This is a genomic window from Priestia sp. SIMBA_032 (genome assembly GCF_046535215.1).
Taxonomy (GTDB): domain Bacteria; phylum Bacillota; class Bacilli; order Bacillales; family Bacillaceae_H; genus Priestia; species Priestia aryabhattai.
On the sequence record NZ_JAWRXD010000003.1, the window covers coordinates 417,436 to 433,656 of the forward strand.

Consider the following 16,221-nt stretch of genomic DNA (forward strand, 5'->3'; position numbering starts at 1 on the left):
TAGCTAAAAGAAAGAAAAAAGCTTTTTCGCTTTTATGATTTTATTTGTCTGTTTTTAAGATACTTCGATATTGCGTCGGTGAGACTCCTTCTTGTTTTGCAAACCATTTTGTAAATGAAGACAAGCTGTGATAGCCGACTTCATGCGCAATATACGTTATCGAATAGCTGCTCTCTTTTAACAATTCTTTTGCTTTATTTAAACGTATACGCGCTACATAGCTTTGAGGCGAATAGCCCGTTTTTTGTTTAAACCAAGCGGAAAAATAGGCAGGATGATAATTTTCCAGCTTAGCAAGACTTTCGATGTTTAGCTCTTGATTAAAGTTAGCATGAAGATAATCAATGGATTTAAACGTTTGTTTCTTTGGCAAATAATGCTGAACATAACGGACTAAATCTTCAAGCGCCCCCCTGTCAGTGCTTTTTTGAAGCCTATCAAGTAAAAGGTAGCGAATTGCTTTCCACGTTGAATCCCATTGAATAAAAGCTGCTTGTTGAGAAAGATGCGCACTTTCTGTAAACTTCAACGGAATATCAACAACCAAACATTCATTTGTATTTTTAGCTTGATACGTATGCAGCTGACGAGGTGGAATGTAAAAGCATCCTTCTTGCAGCGTTAAGTGCTGCTCACTTGCTTGAATATTAAGAGCACCTGCTAGCGGAAACAAAAGCTGACTGTAGTTATGATCATGAGTATGAGGTGAATAGCTGTAGGCTCTTTTTTCGCAAATAATTTCACGTAGCGTATCCATATTGTACTCCTTTCCTTATTTCCTATCTCATAGAAGCTCTTCTATGCCGTTCAAAACGGTTTCCAGCGCCCTTAACGATTCTACTGGAGAATACAAAACATCCAATGAATGATCGGCATTTTCGATGACTGCAATATTCATTGTGTTTGTTTTTAGTTGATGGACTGCTTTAGTATAATAGTGATCATGACTCCCTATTACAATAAGACCTTTGTGAGTATAAGTATTTTCTAGTAAACTTTTAAACAGTTCTGTCCTTGTTAAAAGCGGCGTCAGTAAAAGCATCACTGCATCTTTGTAAGCATCATCTTTCATCATTCGCTGAATCAGCGGAATTGTGCCAATCGATTTTCCTGCAAATATGATATTTTTATAGTCATCGTGAGATAAAACGTCTTGCAGCACGAGATCAATGTCTTTCATCATAACGTCTGCAATCTCCTCTGTAGGCTTTGTCATGAGCTCTTTTGAATATGTATAGTGAATATGAACCACATCAATTTCGTGTTTTAGCATCAGCATCGTTACATAATACAACAGCGGCTTTTCGTACGTATAGCCCAGGCCTGAAAACATAAAGCAAATGCGAGGCCCTCCTGTTTTAATATGTGTATAGGTTACCTTATTAGTTTGGTTGCTTACACTTTTTTGATTTACGTGCATGTCACTCCTCCTTTTTAAATATTCTAACATTTAATTCCATAAAAAAACCCCATCTTTTCTTAAAAAAATGAGGATTGAAGAAATAGCTCTGCAAGAAGTTCGTAAGACTTCTTTTTCGCTTCATAATCATGGATATTTGTAATAATTAAAAATTCGTCGTTATCGTATTTTTGCTGCAGCTGAGTTAGTCCTTTTTTTACTACAGCAGGATTTCCTATGATCATACGCGGACGATTAGTGCTTATTTTTTTAAGCTCTTCTTCTGAATAAGAACGATTGTGCACTTCTTCTATCGATGAGACCGTTGTATCTCCGCCTTTGGCTACTTTCAGCAGCCAATCATCCAACGTTTTAGCATGCTGCTCGGCTTCTTCTGTTGTTTCAGCACATACAACGAATACGCATACGTTGGTGTTAGGCTTTGATTGATAGGAAGAAGGGATAAATTCTTCTTTATAATGACGAATGGCTTCTTGTCCACCAACTGAATAAATAAAGTGTCCAAACGTAAAAGAGATGCCCAGCTCAGCAGCTGATCTTGCTCCTCTTTTATTGATACCAAGATGCCACAGTTCTGGTTTTGTTTCACTTAACGGATAAGCTGTCACCCCGTAATACGGATGGTCAGACGGCAAATTATGCTCAAGATGTCCTTTTAACGCCTGAATTTGACGAGGAAATTCATTGAGGCTTTTACGGATTCCATCTGTAAGTGCTAGCCTCGTCAGCGCATCTCCTCCCGGCGAGCGTCCAAGACCTAAATCAATTCGATTCGGAAACAGGTTTTCAAGCAGTTGAGCATCTTCTGCTACTTTATACGGACTGTATTGAGGAAGAAGGACTCCTCCAGATCCAATTCTGATTCGGCTCGTTTGAGATGCCAAGTGAGTCATTAAAAGTGTCGGAGATGAGCCTGCAAGACCGTTCGTATTATGATGTTCCGCTACCCAAAAGCGATGGTAGCCTAACTCTTCGGTTAATTTAGCGAGCTCCACAGTGCGTTTCAATGCTTCCTTTGGTGTTGATCCGCTTGAAACAGGAGACTGATCCAATACGCTTAGCTTAATCATAGCTGATTCTTCCTTTCGATTTTCAATTTCTATTGTATCTATTGTAGGAGAAAAATATGAATTCGTCTTGAAATTTGCTTCACGCTCATAGAAAAAAGCAAACGCTACCCTGCGCTTGCTTTTTCTTTTCCTTATTTTGCTTCGTGCATTTCTTTCACACGCTTATCGCTCGGTAACAGCCACGTTAACAGCCCTAGGATTGGAAGATAGCTGCAAAACAGCATGATAAACTGAAGGCTGAAGACATCGGCTAATTTACCGAATACAACAGCTCCTAAAGCTCCCATGCCAAAAGCAAGCCCTACAATCAAGCCGGAAACCAAGCCAATTTTCCCCGGCATCAGCTCCTGAGCATAGACGACCGTTACGCTGAAACTTGACTGAAGAATAAAGCCGATTAATACTAAAAGAGGTGCCGCCACTCCGAGAGAAACGTGAGGAAGTAATAAAGTAAACGGTACTGACCCTAACATAGAAAACAATAAAATATTTCGTTTTCCGAAACGATCGGCAAGCGGACCTCCAAAGAATGTTCCAAATACCCCTGCAATCATAAATAAAAAAACGTAAAGCTGAGCGCTTTTGATAGGCAAATTAAATTTTTCAATGATATAAAACTGAAAGAAATTAAGGATGCCTGCTCCGTACCATGAACGTGCAAAAACAAGAAAAATTAAAAGTCCAACCGCCAAAATAATTTGCTTGTTCATCGTAAATGAAGTATCTGACTGCTTTTTCTTCAAGCGTTGGCGAGTAGCTAATTCTGATTTATACCATTTAGACACGCTGTATAAAACCACTACGCCTATACCTGCAATTAATGTAAACCAAATCGTTCCAAACTGACCAAGTCCGATAAAGATAAATGCCGTAAACAGCGGAGCCATCGACTGTCCCGTATTTCCGCCAACTTGATAAATAGACTGCGCCAGCCCCCGTTTTCCTCCTGCTGCCATATACGCTACGCGAGAACCTTCGGGATGAAAAATAGCGGATCCGAATCCTACAAATAAGACAGATATAATCACAAAATAAAAATTCGGCGCTAAAGCAAGCCCAACCATACCAATCATGCTTAAACACATTGCAATTGGCAATAAAAACGGCGAGGGACGCTTATCGGCAAATACGCCGAACACCGGCTGCATAATCGATGACGTCATGTTCAAAGCAAAGGCAATCCAGCCGATTTGCGTGTAGTTTAAATTCATCGATTTTTCAAGGACAGGAAAAAGTGCCGGTATAACGGACTGCATACAATCATTTAGGAAATGCCCTAAACTAATCGCAAATAAAATACGGTAAATCGTCGCCGGCTGCGCTTGCTGCGTTCGTGCTGCTTCTTGCATTCGTAACCCTTCTTTCTTATTTAATCTACATTAAAACTGTTAAAGTCTTACAATGTCTTTTTCTATTATACAGTGAAAAGTAAGATTGTAGTTGTTTTCTTTTTTATAAAAAAGGGAAAATTGCCTGTGAGGTGAGAACAGTGAAAAAACATGTGCATATGATTGTCGACGGACGCGTTCAAGGGGTTGGGTTCCGACACTACACGCAGCTAAAAGCAATGGAATGCTCCATTAACGGATGGGTACGAAATCGAGATGATCAAAAAGTAGAGATTGATGCTGAAGGTGAAGAAAGTAACATCGAAAAGTTTATTGAAGAAATTAAAAAAGGTCCCTCTCCGTTTGCTTCTGTTAGCAATGTGGAAATAAAGGTAGTCAACACTCCTTCTCACACCCATTCTTTTCGAGTGAAGTACAGTTAAAAAACTCGCTAAATCAAGATAATTTTTGATAAAATGGAAAAGTAAGCGATTTTATATTTTCTACATATAAGGGGGAAAAAACGATGGTTGAAAACAAAATTGTGTTAATTACAGGTGCAGCTCAAGGTATTGGTTATCAAATTGGTGAGCGCTTTGCTGAAGACGGAGCGACTGTTGTCTTAACTGACTTGAATGAAGATGGAGTTAAGAAAGCAGCAGACAAATTGAAGACAAAAGGCTACGAAGCATTAGGCATTAAAGCAGATGTGACAAATGAAAGTGACATTGAACAAATGATTGCTCAAACGGTTGAAACTTACGGCCGCCTTGATGTATTAATTAACAATGCCGGCATGCAATTTGTTTCCCCGCTCGAAGAATTTCCTACTGAAAAATTTGAACTTTTAACGAAAATTATGCTGGTTGCACCTTTTGTTGCGACTAAGCATGCGTTTCCTATTATGAAAAAGCAAAAATTCGGCCGCATTTTGAACATGTCTTCCATTAACGGATTGATTGGTTTCTCAGGAAAAGCGGCATACAACAGTGCTAAGCACGGCGTGATTGGCTTAACGAAAGTGGCTGCTCTTGAAGGTGCGGAGCACGGCATTACGGTAAATGCGCTTTGCCCTGGTTATGTTGATACGCCGCTTGTTCAAAATCAATTAAAAGATTTGGCACGTACGCGAAATGTAGCGCTTGAAAAAGTACTAGAAGAAGTCATTTATCCTCTTGTTCCTCAAAAACGCTTGCTTGCTGTCGATGAAATTGCAGATTATGCAATGTTTTTAGCAAGTGATTTAGCAAAAGGCGTAACCGGTCAAGCTGCTGTGATCGATGGAGGATATACGGCTCAATAAAAAAAGAGTGTCAGTTACACTGACACTCTTTTTTTATTTATTTAATTTCAAATTCTCCTAAAGAACCAGTCGTCTGACCTGCTTTTACTGCTTCTGCGTATAAATAATACGTTCCTGCTGGAAGAGCTTCACCATTAATTTTTCCGTCCCACGTTGCGCTAGAGAATCCTTTTCCTACATTCGTATACGAACTTAACAATTCGCCTTTTTCTAGCGTTGCATCGTAAATGTAATAGCTAAGTTTCTCTGCTCCTCCTGGTAAATAACTGCCGTATTCAAATGAGCCATTTCCAAGTACATCTACATAAGCAGAAGTGACGCGAGGATAGTCCGGCTCTTTTACAAATAAGATCGTTGGAACATCATACGTTTCTTTATTGTTACTTACCGTAATTGTGCCTTCATAATAGCCAGGAGATAATTTTCCCGCATCTACTTTTACATTGAGATTTACTTTTTGCGTTTTTCCTGCATTAACAACTAAATCATTTGTTGATTTAACGTCAATTGCTTGATGGCTTTTCTTAAATTTTACTTTGACCGAGTATTTTTGACTGTGATTTGATAGATTTTTAATCTTAAAGCTTTGTTTTTCTACTTGTTTCCCTTTATCTTTATAAAAGACACCATACGAGTGACTTCCTGGGGTAATAAGCGTCTTCGCTTTAATTGCATCTACTACGCGCATGCTTCCTGCACCCTGCGTATTATGAGGGTAAATGAGCCCATTGCGGTCACGAAGAAGTTCCGTTGTGTTCATTAAAGATGCTTTTACGTCTTCTACTTTATAATTTGGATGTGCCTGTAAAATTAACGCTGCTGCTCCTGCTACGTGCGGCGCGGCCATACTTGTTCCTTGTTTTGATCCATATCCGTGAGGGTTGCTTGGATCATTGGTTGGCACTGTACTGATAATATCTACTCCTGGTGCCGAAATGTCCGGCTTAATCATCCATGTATCCACAACCGGTCCGCGAGATGAAAAGTCAGCCATTGTTTCGTCGACTGTCTGATCAAATGTTGCGTTAAAAGAGCCCGTGACGGATCCTTTTGCTAAAGAAGCTACCAAAGCTTGTCCATCGGCTTTTGATAGGCGAAGACTCGGCAGAGATGTACCTGGAATATCAGGGATTGTTCCTTCTACGTTGTTGTAAATCACCGTTGCAGCAGCACCGGCTTTTTTCGCATTGTCAACTTTATCTACAAACGCAATGTCACCGCGAGAAATAACCGCTACTTTTCCTTTTACATCCTTTCCTTCAAAGTCTTCTGGCTTTCCGAGTCCGACAGGTACAAAGTCATACGTTTTACCGCTTGCATCCAGTAACGCCTTGTCATTTGGAAAGCCCATTACTTCAGCTGACGCATAGCTTGCATTATCTACAGTTAACGTCGTTTTATACAAATTGTAAGGAAGCTGAGTCGCACCGACTGAAATAGCTTCACGAGACGTTCCCGGAGAACCTACTGTCCAGTTGGCTGGTCCGCTGTTTCCATTTGATGTAACAGCTACGACTCCCTCTTCCATTGCCCAATCTAATGCAATACTCGTTGCCAAGTCCGGATTATTAATCGTATCTCCAAGCGACAGGTTCATTACATCCGCTCCGTCTTCTACCGCACGTTCAATACCGGCGATCACGTCTTCGGTTGTACCCGTTCCTCCTGGACCTAGTACACGATATGCAAGTAAATGAGCATCAGGAGCTACCCCTTTAATTTTCCCGTCTGCTGCAATTGTTCCCGCTACGTGCGTACCGTGCGTTGTCGCTTCTCCTTTTGGATCTCCAGCTGGCGTTTCTTGAGGGTCTTTGTCATCGTCAACAAAATCCCATCCTTTATATTTCTCAAACGCTGATTTTAAATCCGGATGGTCGTAATCAACGCCTGTATCAATAACGGCTACGGTCATATTTTTACCTGTATACCCTGATTTCCACGCTTGATCTGCTCCCACATAGTAAATGCTTTTATCCATTTCAGAACCGTATTCTTCTGCGCTCACTTCTTTGGATTTCACTTCCGTTGTATGATATTCAACGCTTGGATAAATAGCTTTTACTCCCGGTAAACTTGCTACTTTTTCAAGGTCATTAGCCGGAAGTTCCGCTGAAAACCCGGAAAACACTTGATCGTATTCCCGCTTTACTTTTGAAGTTTTCGAAGCTTTTGAAAGCTCTTTTTTCACTTCGTCACGCGCTTTTTTAATCTTTCCTTTACTTTGTGCTATTCCTTTTTTCTTTGCTTCCGCTACAGACTCTTCATTTAACTCCACAATAACTTTTACTTTTTTAGCCGACTTTAAGTTATAGTCTCCTTGAATTTTAACTAGAGACGGTTCAAGCGCCGGCTTTGAATTTCCGTTAGCAGATGCTCCCATTGCAAAAGAAGATAAAGCAACCGAAAATGCTACTGTACTCAATACAGCCCGAATTGATACTTTTTTCATCGTTTTCCCTCTCCATTTCTCTCTATAATTCGTGCAACTATGTATGCCTTCATCCCCAGAACATACGCATCTTTTACTTAGCTAATGAGCTAAAAACTAGAATAGTATGGAAGTTCTATATATTACTATAAAATCCTTGAGTCTATGGAATCATTTTGTATTCTCTTATAAACTAAGCACTACTGCTCAAAAACGAAGAATTTTGTCTGTTTTTTGCTTTTTCAGCACTTTTTTATTCCTAAAATTATGAAGGGATTAGATGAATATACAAGAATACTGACGAATTTCTGTTAATTTGGCCGTTTCTATAAGATACTCATTCCTACTTTCTTTTCGTTTGCTTATAAGTTTTTTTATTATTTTAAGAAAATTGTTCTTATAAGCGTTTTTTATTTTATAAATTTATTATTTAGAACATAGTTTAATTTAATATAAAATATCGCACTTAATTAAATGAAATTTTTAAAAATTACGAATAATAAAAGTAGTTCATGCAGATACTAACGTCAACGCTCGCACAAAGGGAGGCATGATTATGATAGATTTAAATTTCATCCTACTCATCCTTGATCTTCTCTCATCTCTTGTCACTATTGGCATCTACTTTACAACTAAGTAAGTACCTAACCTTCTCTTTACTCTTCTAGCGCCTGCACTTAAGCTATTAAAAAAAGAAGCAAGCCAATTTTTACTGGCTTGCTTCAACTATATAATAAAGTAGTTAAAGTGGAAGGGATTTATCCGCGTCTTCCGCCTCTGCCACCTCGTTTTGATTCAGTGCTGCGTTTTAGTGTAGATAAATTATCTTCACTATCTTTTAAGAAACGCGCCATTTTTTGTTCGAAGTTTTCCTTTGGTTGGAAGTTGCTTTTAGAACGATTATCATTATTTCTTGCCTGACGTGGCGGGCGTTGTGAATAAGAAGATGAGGGTCTTTCAGGTTTATCTATTGCTTTTTTAATCGATAATCCAATTTTTCCGTCTTTCTCATTAACGACTTTCACTTCAATTTCTTGACCAACTTTAAGATGGTCATTAATGTCTTTTACATAGCTGTCAGCTACCTCACTAATATGTACAAGCCCAGTTTGACCTCCAGGTAATTCTACAAATGCTCCAAAATTAGTAATACCTGTTACTTTACCTTGTACCTTGCTACCTACTTCAACTGCCATAAAAAATGTTCCTCCTCAATAATATTAAAAGCACTTCATTATACCAAAGTGCGTAAGAATAACAAAGTGTGTATGAGAAAACAATTCGTTAAATTACACTTTTTCCGCCTCTTTTTTGTTTTTTGAAAGAAATCAGTCAAAATAATGCCCATATTAGATATCCCTAATATGGGCATTTCTCTCATTTCCACCATTCATCAAACATGCTAGCCGGTAACTGACGCTTATGTTCAGTAATACGATAGCGGTGTTCAATTTTTACAGCGGCTTCTTGTGATACTTCTTTTCCTTCCAAATAATCGTCTAGTTCATCATAAGAAATTCCTAGTTCCGTTTCATCAGATTGACCAGGACTATTATCTAATAAGTCAGCTGTTGGTACTTTTTCGTACAATCGTTTATCTGCACCTAATTCTTTTAGCAATGCTTTTCCTTGACGTTTTGTTAATCCCGTTAGTGGCAGCACGTCTGCTCCGCCATCCCCGTATTTTGTAAAAAAGCCTGTTACTGCTTCTGCTGCATGATCGGTTCCGATAACTAAAAGGCCGTTTTCTCCTCCGATTGCATACTGTACAATCATACGCGTACGTGCTTTGACATTTCCTTTATGAAAATCAGACAGCGCTATATCTGTAGCACCTGTAAACGAGCTTTCAAATGCTTCCACCGTATTTTTAATATTAAACGTATATGTTTCATTAGGTTTAATAAATTCTAGTGACGCCTTCGCATCCGCTTCATCATGCTGCGTGCCATGAGGCAAGCGAACGGCTACAAATTTTGCTTCATACTCTTCTTTTCGCAATTCGTCTACAGCAATCTGCGCTAATCGTCCAGCTAAGCTAGAGTCCTGCCCTCCGCTTATACCTAATACAAAGCCTTTTGCATTTGCTGACTTTAGGTAGTTTTTCAGAAAATCAACGCGGGCACGAATTTCTTGTGCTGGATCAATTTCAGATTTCACATGTAACTCTTTTCTTATTTTTTCTTGCATGTCTGACATGATACATGCTCTCCTTCCATTATATGTAGATTTCTCACTGATACAATCCATGTTTTTTACTATAAAAATAACAGAGATCAGGCATTAAATATCTTGGTTCTCCGCCCCGGGCAAATTCTTGACGAATATAAGTAGAGCTGATTTCCATCGCCAGCCCCTTATCAAGAAGCTGAAACCGTCCGTCGTCATAATTTCGAAGCAAAGGAGAATGACTAATAGCTTTCAACATGTCTATTCCCTCTCTTGCCATGATGATAAACTGGTTTTCACTAATAAGTTCATTTGCTTTCTTCCACTTGCCTTCACCAATATCTTGCAGTAAGTCGGCTCCCATAATAAAAAATAAGTCAGCGTGTGGGAGCAATTTTTTAAAGTGCTCCATAGTGTAGTATGTGTAATGATAGCCGGGCAATACGTCTAGCTCATACGGATCGAGCAAAAATTTCGGGTTGTCTTTAATCGCTAAGCTAACCATATTTACACGGTGCTCATCGGACGTTTGAAGCTTTTTATCTGTTCGTTTGTGCGATGAAGGCAAAAAGATAATAGCATCTAGCTTCTTTCGATGCGCAACCGTTGATGCGGTCCAAAGGTGAACATTGGTAACCGGATCAAAAGAAGAACCATAAATACCAATTTTCGCTCCTTTTTCTAAAAGCTTATCTATTTTTTTATCAGGGTTTAGCTGTTGAAAATAAGCAAGCGTATCTGACATGTCTCCAGCTCCCTACTATTTTTTATTTAGGGCTTCTGCTACTTTTTGTTTTACGTACGCAATTTGACGCGTTTTATTTTCCCAACATTTTTCGCTCAAATCTACTGGATATTCTTCAGGATTGCGCGTTCGCTTATATTCATCCCAAAGCAGCTCTAAATTATCTTTTACGTACTGCTGAATTTCCTGAAGTTCTTCTGTTTCATACACAAGCTCTCCGTTTACAAAGATATCATGATGGAGTTCTTTTGCCTCAAAATTTGTGACGAATTTACTGATAAACGTATGAACAGGATGGAACATTTTTAAACGTTCTTCGCTTTGAGGATCTTCGTCTTCCATCGTGATATAATCCCCTTCAGATTTCCCATTCAAATTATTAATAATACGATATACGCGCTTTAATCCTGGTGTACTCACTTTTTCAGGATTTGCGCTAATTTTAATCGTATCCATCATCTCGCCATTTTCTCCTTCAATAGAAACGAGTTTATACACTGCACCAAGCGCGGGCTGATCATATGCAGTAATGAGCTTAGTACCAATCCCCCACATGTCTATTTGTGCCCCTTGCGACTTTAAATGCATAATCGTATCTTCATCTAAATCGTTGGAAGCAACAATTTTTGTCTCTGTAAACCCTGCTTCATCTAACATTTGACGAGCTTTTTTAGACAAATATGTTAAATCGCCGCTGTCTAAGCGAATCGCTGTAAAATTAATTTTATCGCCTAATTCTTTTGCTACCTTAATGGCGTTAGGAACTCCTGATTTTAACGTATCGTACGTATCAACTAGAAACACGCAGTTTTTATGGCGACGAGCATATTTATGAAATGCAATGTATTCGTCTTTATAAGCTTGCACCATCGCATGAGCATGCGTTCCTGCAACTGGAATTCCAAATTTCTTTCCTGCTCGCACGTTAGAAGTAGCACCAAATCCGCCAATATAGGCTGCTCTTGTTCCCCAAATGGCAGCATCCATTTCTTGAGCGCGTCGTGTTCCAAACTCCATTGCCACTTGATCTCCTACTACGTGTTTGATTCGGGCTGCTTTTGTTGCAATTAGCGTTTGGTAATTCACAATATTTAAAATCGCTGTTTCTACAAGCTGAGCTTCAATTAATGGTGCTTCTACACGTAAAATTGGTTCATTATGAAACACAAGCTCACCTTCACGCATACATCGAATCGTTCCAGTAAACGTAAGGTCTTTTAAGTAAGCTAAATAATCTTCTTTAAAACCTAATTCTTCGTGCAAGTAGGTTAAATCTGATTCGCTAAATTTAAATGCTTTAATATATTCAATAATTCTTTCTAATCCAGCGAAAACAGCATAGCCATTTCCAAAAGGAAGTTTGCGGAAGAAAACTTCAAAAACAGCCTTCTTTTGATGAATATTATCTTCCCAGTACGTTTCTCCCATATTAATTTGATATAAATCGGTGTGTAGCATTACGCTGTCATCTGTAAACATATTCATTGATTTCCTCCACTTTTATGTCCTTAAATAATTTCTGCTCCGAGGCAAGATTTAAAATGTTCAAGCGCCCACTCATGACCTTTTTGATTAAAGCTTGCTACAGCTTTTTCATAAATATAAATAGCAAATCCTTTATTATAGGCATCTACTGCTGTATGAAGTACACAGATATCCGTACATACACCTGCTAAGTAGACATCGGTAATTTGTCTTTCTCGCAGTTTAATCTCCAAATCTGTTCCAGCAAATGCGCTGTATCTCGTTTTATTCATCCATTCTACATTTGCCTTTGATTGATACATATTATATAAATCATTTAACTTTCCGTATAGCTTTCTTCCCGCAGAACCTTCAATATTATGAGGCGGAAACAGCGCTGATTCTGGATGCAAGGAATCATTTTCTTTATGAAAATCAATGGCAAACACGACATACTCGTCTTGCTCAATAAATTGACGCGTGATTTCGCCTATGGATGTTTCAATTTGTTGCCCTGGTTCTCCGCATGTCAAAGCTCCGTTTTCAGCTACAAAATCATTTGTATAATCGATGTTAATCAGTGCTTTTTTCATCATGTTTCCCCCTCATACGTAAAAATTAACAGTTAACATATTGTTAATTATTTGAATTGAAAGTTTTTCTTTTAATAGCGTGCTGTATAGATTGGCTTCATCACATTCATTTCAACAAACCGGTAGAGCTTTGTTGGTTTTTTAGACGTTCTCGTCGTTGTTTTTCCGTCTACTTCTTCAATAAATGGCAGCATTCTTATTTTTCGTGCAAACGCCTGATCACTTTTAATCGCTGCATCATCCGTTACGGTAAGCAGCACAGCCTGCAGCTCAGAGTATGTAAACTGAGAAGGCAGAAATTTCTGGGCAATAGTCGTTTGCAATAAATCTTTCTTAATTTCCTTGATTGCATCTCGAATGATGATTTCATGATCAAAAGCTAAAGGCAATGAAAAGATTTCATCTATTTTAAATAATTCAACTCGAGCAGCATCATCATTCGCTTTTCGCTTTATTAGACTATCTTCTGGAACGATTGCATAATGTGCGTTTGTAATGACCCATCCTCTATCGTCCCTGCCAGGCTCATCATAGACACCATAGTGTTTTAGATGAATATCTTTTACGCCCGTTTCTTCTTCGAGCTCTCTTTTGGCCGCTTCAAAAGCTGATTCATCAGGATGGACAAATCCGCCGGGAAGCGCCCACTTTCCTGCTTCGCTGTTCTTTTCTCCCTCTGCATTCACCATTGCTCGTTGGATAAGCATTAATTTCAAACTCATTTTAGGTGGTTTGTATGGTTCTTTTTCTTCCGTCACAATCGTAAATACAGCAATATCTGACGTATAGCCATAGGGTTTAGGGTATTCTTTTTTCGTTTGATTCGTCATTGCTTTATTGTTCGACATTCATCATTTCTCCTGATCGCTCTTTTTACAATTAACAATATGATTAATGTTAATTATATTTGTTTTATGGAAAATGTCAATACTTTTCCCGCTAATTATAAAGAGAAGGTAATTTATGTTGTAAATAACGTTATGTTTCGTATTTTTTAGAGTTTATATGCATAAAAAGCCGAGTGAAGAAGTTCTAATTTGCCTCCTCCCTCAGCTTTTTTTCCTTTTAATTAACGTGCTGCTAAACCAATCATCATTTTACCGTCTTTAAAATATTCAATTACATAGTCAACAGACGGACAGTAAATAAATGCTTCTTCTGTCAGATCAGCTGTTTGCTGAAAAAACAGTAAAGCCTGAGCTAAATCGACGCTTACAGCTTTAGTTGCTCGTTTCCAGAATAAAACAACCTGATGTTCTTTTATATTCATCTCTTGAAGCCATTTTTTGATTTCTTCAATATGCCGGGTGGACTTTTTAATTAATACTTTTCTCCAATTAATTTGCATGATTGTTAAAAAAGGAAAGGTGTTTGAAAGTTTTTCGAAGTAAATGCTTGTCTGCCTTTTTGTTAGCAAATCTGCACTGTTACCCAATGTTTGAATATAATGTTCTACTTTTGTCATAATCATCCTCCAGTCGAAATTGGAGTTTGCTAGAATTTTCAGGAACGATCTCTACTCTTCTTGCTAAAAATCCTGCAGCTTTCCAACCGTGCTTTTTCTCAACAATTTTGAAGTTTCACCTTTTTATACAAATTATTCAAAATAATTTGTGTATTTTAGTTTACCATAAAACTTAACCTTTGACTTTGATTATATAGAACCTTATTTGTGTTTTGTCCAAAGAGCGAATTCCATAGAAGAAAAGCTATAAAAAAGTTGACATTAACATTTATAAAAGTTAATATACTTACTAAAAGTAACTTAATTGCATATAACAAACAAGGTGAAGAAAATGAACTATCAAACAGATGTGTGTATAATAGGAGCCGGACCAGGCGGTGCTCTACTGGCCTATCTACTGGCTAAACAAAATATATCAACTATACTGATAGAGAGATCTGACGAGCTTGGAAAAGAATTTCGAGGCGAACATTTAAATGAAGATGGAGAAATGATTCTTAAGAAACATCATATATTTGAAGAAATTGAAAGCTTAGGCCTCCTTCGAATGTCTAGGGTCGAATACTGGAAGGATGGACATATATTCAAAACGGTAGAATCTGAACTTGGACATGCAGGAATTCATGTTCCACAGCAGCATCTCCTTCAGTCTATAAATAGCCAAGCAAGCATCCATCCCTCCTACAAGCTTATGCTGGGCACAAAGGTAACGGAGCTAATGCAGAATGAAAAAGGACAATATACTGGAATAAAAGCTCAGCAAAAAGGCCGGGGTGAAATAATAGTTGAAAGTAAAATCATTATTGGAGCAGATGGTCGATATTCAACTGTTCGCAAACTCGCGCACATAAAAAACAATATCCACAATCATGGATACGATTTGCTTTGGGCGAAAATTCCTGCACCAGCCAATTGGGAGCCTTCTATTAAATTTGCACTTGTAAAACAGCAGCAGGTGGCGCTTTTTTCTCAAGCAAAAGGCTTTGTTCAAATCGGATGGAATATTGAAAAAGGCAGCTATCCTGCTCTTCGAAAACAATCGTTTAGACCGTTTATTCAGCGTTTAATAGACGCTTTCCCTAGCTTAAACCTTTCAATAGAAAGGTTTATTACGTCGTGGTCAGACTTTACGCTTCTTTCTGTGCAAAGCAGCATAAGCGAAGTATGGTCAAAGCATCACCTGTTATTATTAGGGGATGCTGCGCATACGATGACTCCTACTGGCGCTTTTGGATTAAACGAGTCATTAAAAGATGCTGACTTACTGTCTGACTTACTGCATCAAGTTTTTTATCAAAACAAAGAGATTTCAGAAACATTGAGACAGTTTGAACAGAAAAGAAAGCCTAAATTAATAACTCTTGAACGTATTCAGTTTCAGCGAGAAAAAGAATTCTCGTCCCATTTTATTTCTTCTTAAGCCTAAAAAAAGAGATTCCATAGATAAATGGGATCTCTTTTTTGCAATCATGATTTTTTAGCAGTTGTGCTATGTACGTTCTCTTTTATGTATTTCCGCGAAGTTAATCTTGCTTTGCCCGCTGCCATTTTTGAAATTCAAGAAATTGTTTAAACTGCTCTTTGCTTATTCCTGACTCCGCTGCTTCTTTTGCTAACTCAAGCCACTCATTATCAATATCCAACGATTCAGATTTATCCATAGGCTCATGAATCAATCTATCAATACTCACGTTCAATGAGGTAGAAATTTTGTTTAGAAATTGAATAGATGGGTTGAGCTGAATTCCTCTTTCTACTGAAGATATGTACGATTTAGCAACACCCGCTCGGTTTGCAAGTTCTGTTAGCGATATTCCCTGTTTCGTTCTGAGATCTCGAATACGTTGGCCAATTGTCATTTTAATCACCCTTACTAATGCTTACTTACCGATAATAATACCATAATTTCACTTTACCGTGCATTATAAATAAACGTTCTTACCATAAAGGGGTGATTATACATCTAAAAAAGGGTGATTATGCATCTAGTGAAAATAGCTTGAGACTGGTTATAAAGTTTATTTATACTTGGGAACGATTTATTCCCTTATCATTGTATCGGCTAAGCATTTGAACTAATGCTTTGTAAAAATTGTCTAACTTCCTCGATGCTTATACCTGTTTGTTTTGCTTCCATTATGAGCATAACCCATTCTAAGTCTAACGTATTTTCGTCTTTAAAATTCATAATTCTCCTCCTTTCTCCTTTTTTCGAAATTGATAACGTTTTCTTTTT

General features: G+C 38.1%; 17 protein-coding genes. 3 read left to right on the forward strand and 14 right to left on the reverse strand.

Annotated elements, in window-relative coordinates; all coding sequences use genetic code 11:
* Nucleotides 1–40: 40 nt before the first annotated feature.
* The 4 genes from SB717_RS12280 to SB717_RS12295 form a co-directional block, all read right to left on the reverse strand.
* Entirely contained in the window at nucleotides 41–757 is a 717-nt protein-coding gene (locus SB717_RS12280) for a helix-turn-helix transcriptional regulator (RefSeq protein WP_410903811.1), read from the reverse strand.
* A gap of 27 nt (nucleotides 758–784) precedes the next feature.
* Nucleotides 785–1,420 carry an alpha/beta family hydrolase gene (locus SB717_RS12285; protein WP_410903812.1) on the reverse strand — a complete coding sequence of 212 codons (636 nt, stop codon included), beginning with the start codon at nucleotides 1,418–1,420 and terminating at the stop codon, nucleotides 785–787.
* Nucleotides 1,421–1,479: 59 nt separating this feature from the next.
* Nucleotides 1,480–2,490 carry an LLM class flavin-dependent oxidoreductase gene (locus SB717_RS12290; protein ID WP_410903813.1) on the reverse strand — a complete coding sequence of 337 codons (1,011 nt, stop codon included), beginning with the start codon at nucleotides 2,488–2,490 and terminating at the stop codon, nucleotides 1,480–1,482.
* A 131-nt stretch (nucleotides 2,491–2,621) separates the two neighbouring features.
* Nucleotides 2,622–3,839 (reverse strand): MFS transporter, encoded by a 1,218-nt coding sequence (locus SB717_RS12295; RefSeq protein ID WP_074681455.1) that lies wholly within the window; start codon nucleotides 3,837–3,839, stop codon nucleotides 2,622–2,624.
* Between the two features lie 140 nt (nucleotides 3,840–3,979).
* Here SB717_RS12295 and SB717_RS12300 point away from each other — a divergent pair, with 140 nt between their 5' ends.
* Together SB717_RS12300 and SB717_RS12305 are read left to right on the forward strand one after the other, a co-directional pair.
* Nucleotides 3,980–4,261, forward strand: coding sequence for an acylphosphatase (locus SB717_RS12300; protein WP_410903814.1), 282 nt, complete (start codon nucleotides 3,980–3,982; stop codon nucleotides 4,259–4,261).
* A gap of 83 nt (nucleotides 4,262–4,344) precedes the next feature.
* Nucleotides 4,345–5,121 carry a 3-hydroxybutyrate dehydrogenase gene (locus SB717_RS12305; protein WP_074681459.1) on the forward strand — a complete coding sequence of 259 codons (777 nt, stop codon included), beginning with the start codon at nucleotides 4,345–4,347 and terminating at the stop codon, nucleotides 5,119–5,121.
* A gap of 37 nt (nucleotides 5,122–5,158) precedes the next feature.
* On the opposite strand, the gene SB717_RS12310 is transcribed toward SB717_RS12305, so the two are convergent.
* From SB717_RS12310 to SB717_RS12345, 8 genes are all read right to left on the reverse strand, one after another.
* Nucleotides 5,159–7,570, reverse strand: coding sequence for a S8 family serine peptidase (locus SB717_RS12310; protein ID WP_410903815.1), 2,412 nt, complete (start codon nucleotides 7,568–7,570; stop codon nucleotides 5,159–5,161).
* Between the two features lie 737 nt (nucleotides 7,571–8,307).
* Nucleotides 8,308–8,745, reverse strand: coding sequence for a S1 domain-containing RNA-binding protein (locus SB717_RS12315; protein WP_013056909.1), 438 nt, complete (start codon nucleotides 8,743–8,745; stop codon nucleotides 8,308–8,310).
* Nucleotides 8,746–8,926: 181 nt separating this feature from the next.
* Nucleotides 8,927–9,748: an ammonia-dependent NAD(+) synthetase gene (gene nadE, locus SB717_RS12320; RefSeq protein ID WP_098620871.1), complete on the reverse strand. Its 822-nt coding sequence runs from the start codon at nucleotides 9,746–9,748 to the stop codon at nucleotides 8,927–8,929.
* Nucleotides 9,749–9,782: 34 nt separating this feature from the next.
* Nucleotides 9,783–10,463 (reverse strand): nicotinate (nicotinamide) nucleotide adenylyltransferase, encoded by a 681-nt coding sequence (gene nadD, locus SB717_RS12325; RefSeq protein WP_074681465.1) that lies wholly within the window; start codon nucleotides 10,461–10,463, stop codon nucleotides 9,783–9,785.
* Between the two features lie 15 nt (nucleotides 10,464–10,478).
* Complete coding sequence (locus SB717_RS12330; protein ID WP_016763992.1) at nucleotides 10,479–11,948, reverse strand: nicotinate phosphoribosyltransferase; 1,470 nt, start codon at nucleotides 11,946–11,948, stop codon at nucleotides 10,479–10,481.
* Nucleotides 11,949–11,971: 23 nt separating this feature from the next.
* Nucleotides 11,972–12,520: a cysteine hydrolase family protein gene (locus SB717_RS12335; RefSeq protein ID WP_074681467.1), complete on the reverse strand. Its 549-nt coding sequence runs from the start codon at nucleotides 12,518–12,520 to the stop codon at nucleotides 11,972–11,974.
* Nucleotides 12,521–12,591: 71 nt separating this feature from the next.
* Nucleotides 12,592–13,368, reverse strand: coding sequence for an NUDIX domain-containing protein (locus SB717_RS12340; protein WP_057236878.1), 777 nt, complete (start codon nucleotides 13,366–13,368; stop codon nucleotides 12,592–12,594).
* A 221-nt stretch (nucleotides 13,369–13,589) separates the two neighbouring features.
* A complete protein-coding gene (locus SB717_RS12345) occupies nucleotides 13,590–13,985 on the reverse strand; it encodes a CDI toxin immunity protein (protein WP_013056903.1) in 396 nt (131 codons plus the stop codon).
* Between the two features lie 331 nt (nucleotides 13,986–14,316).
* On the opposite strand from SB717_RS12345, the gene SB717_RS12350 reads away from it, so the two are divergent.
* Nucleotides 14,317–15,405, forward strand: a complete 1,089-nt coding sequence (locus tag SB717_RS12350) for an FAD-dependent monooxygenase (RefSeq protein WP_074681471.1) — start codon at nucleotides 14,317–14,319, stop codon at nucleotides 15,403–15,405.
* 103 nt (nucleotides 15,406–15,508) lie between these two features.
* Here the strand turns inward: SB717_RS12350 and SB717_RS12355 are convergent, their stop codons facing one another.
* On the reverse strand, nucleotides 15,509–15,844 hold the full coding sequence (locus SB717_RS12355; RefSeq protein ID WP_050688748.1) for a helix-turn-helix domain-containing protein: 336 nt from the start codon (nucleotides 15,842–15,844) through the stop codon (nucleotides 15,509–15,511).
* 203 nt (nucleotides 15,845–16,047) lie between these two features.
* Complete coding sequence (locus tag SB717_RS12360) at nucleotides 16,048–16,173, reverse strand: anti-repressor SinI family protein (protein WP_013083022.1); 126 nt, start codon at nucleotides 16,171–16,173, stop codon at nucleotides 16,048–16,050.
* Nucleotides 16,174–16,221 lie beyond the last annotated feature (48 nt).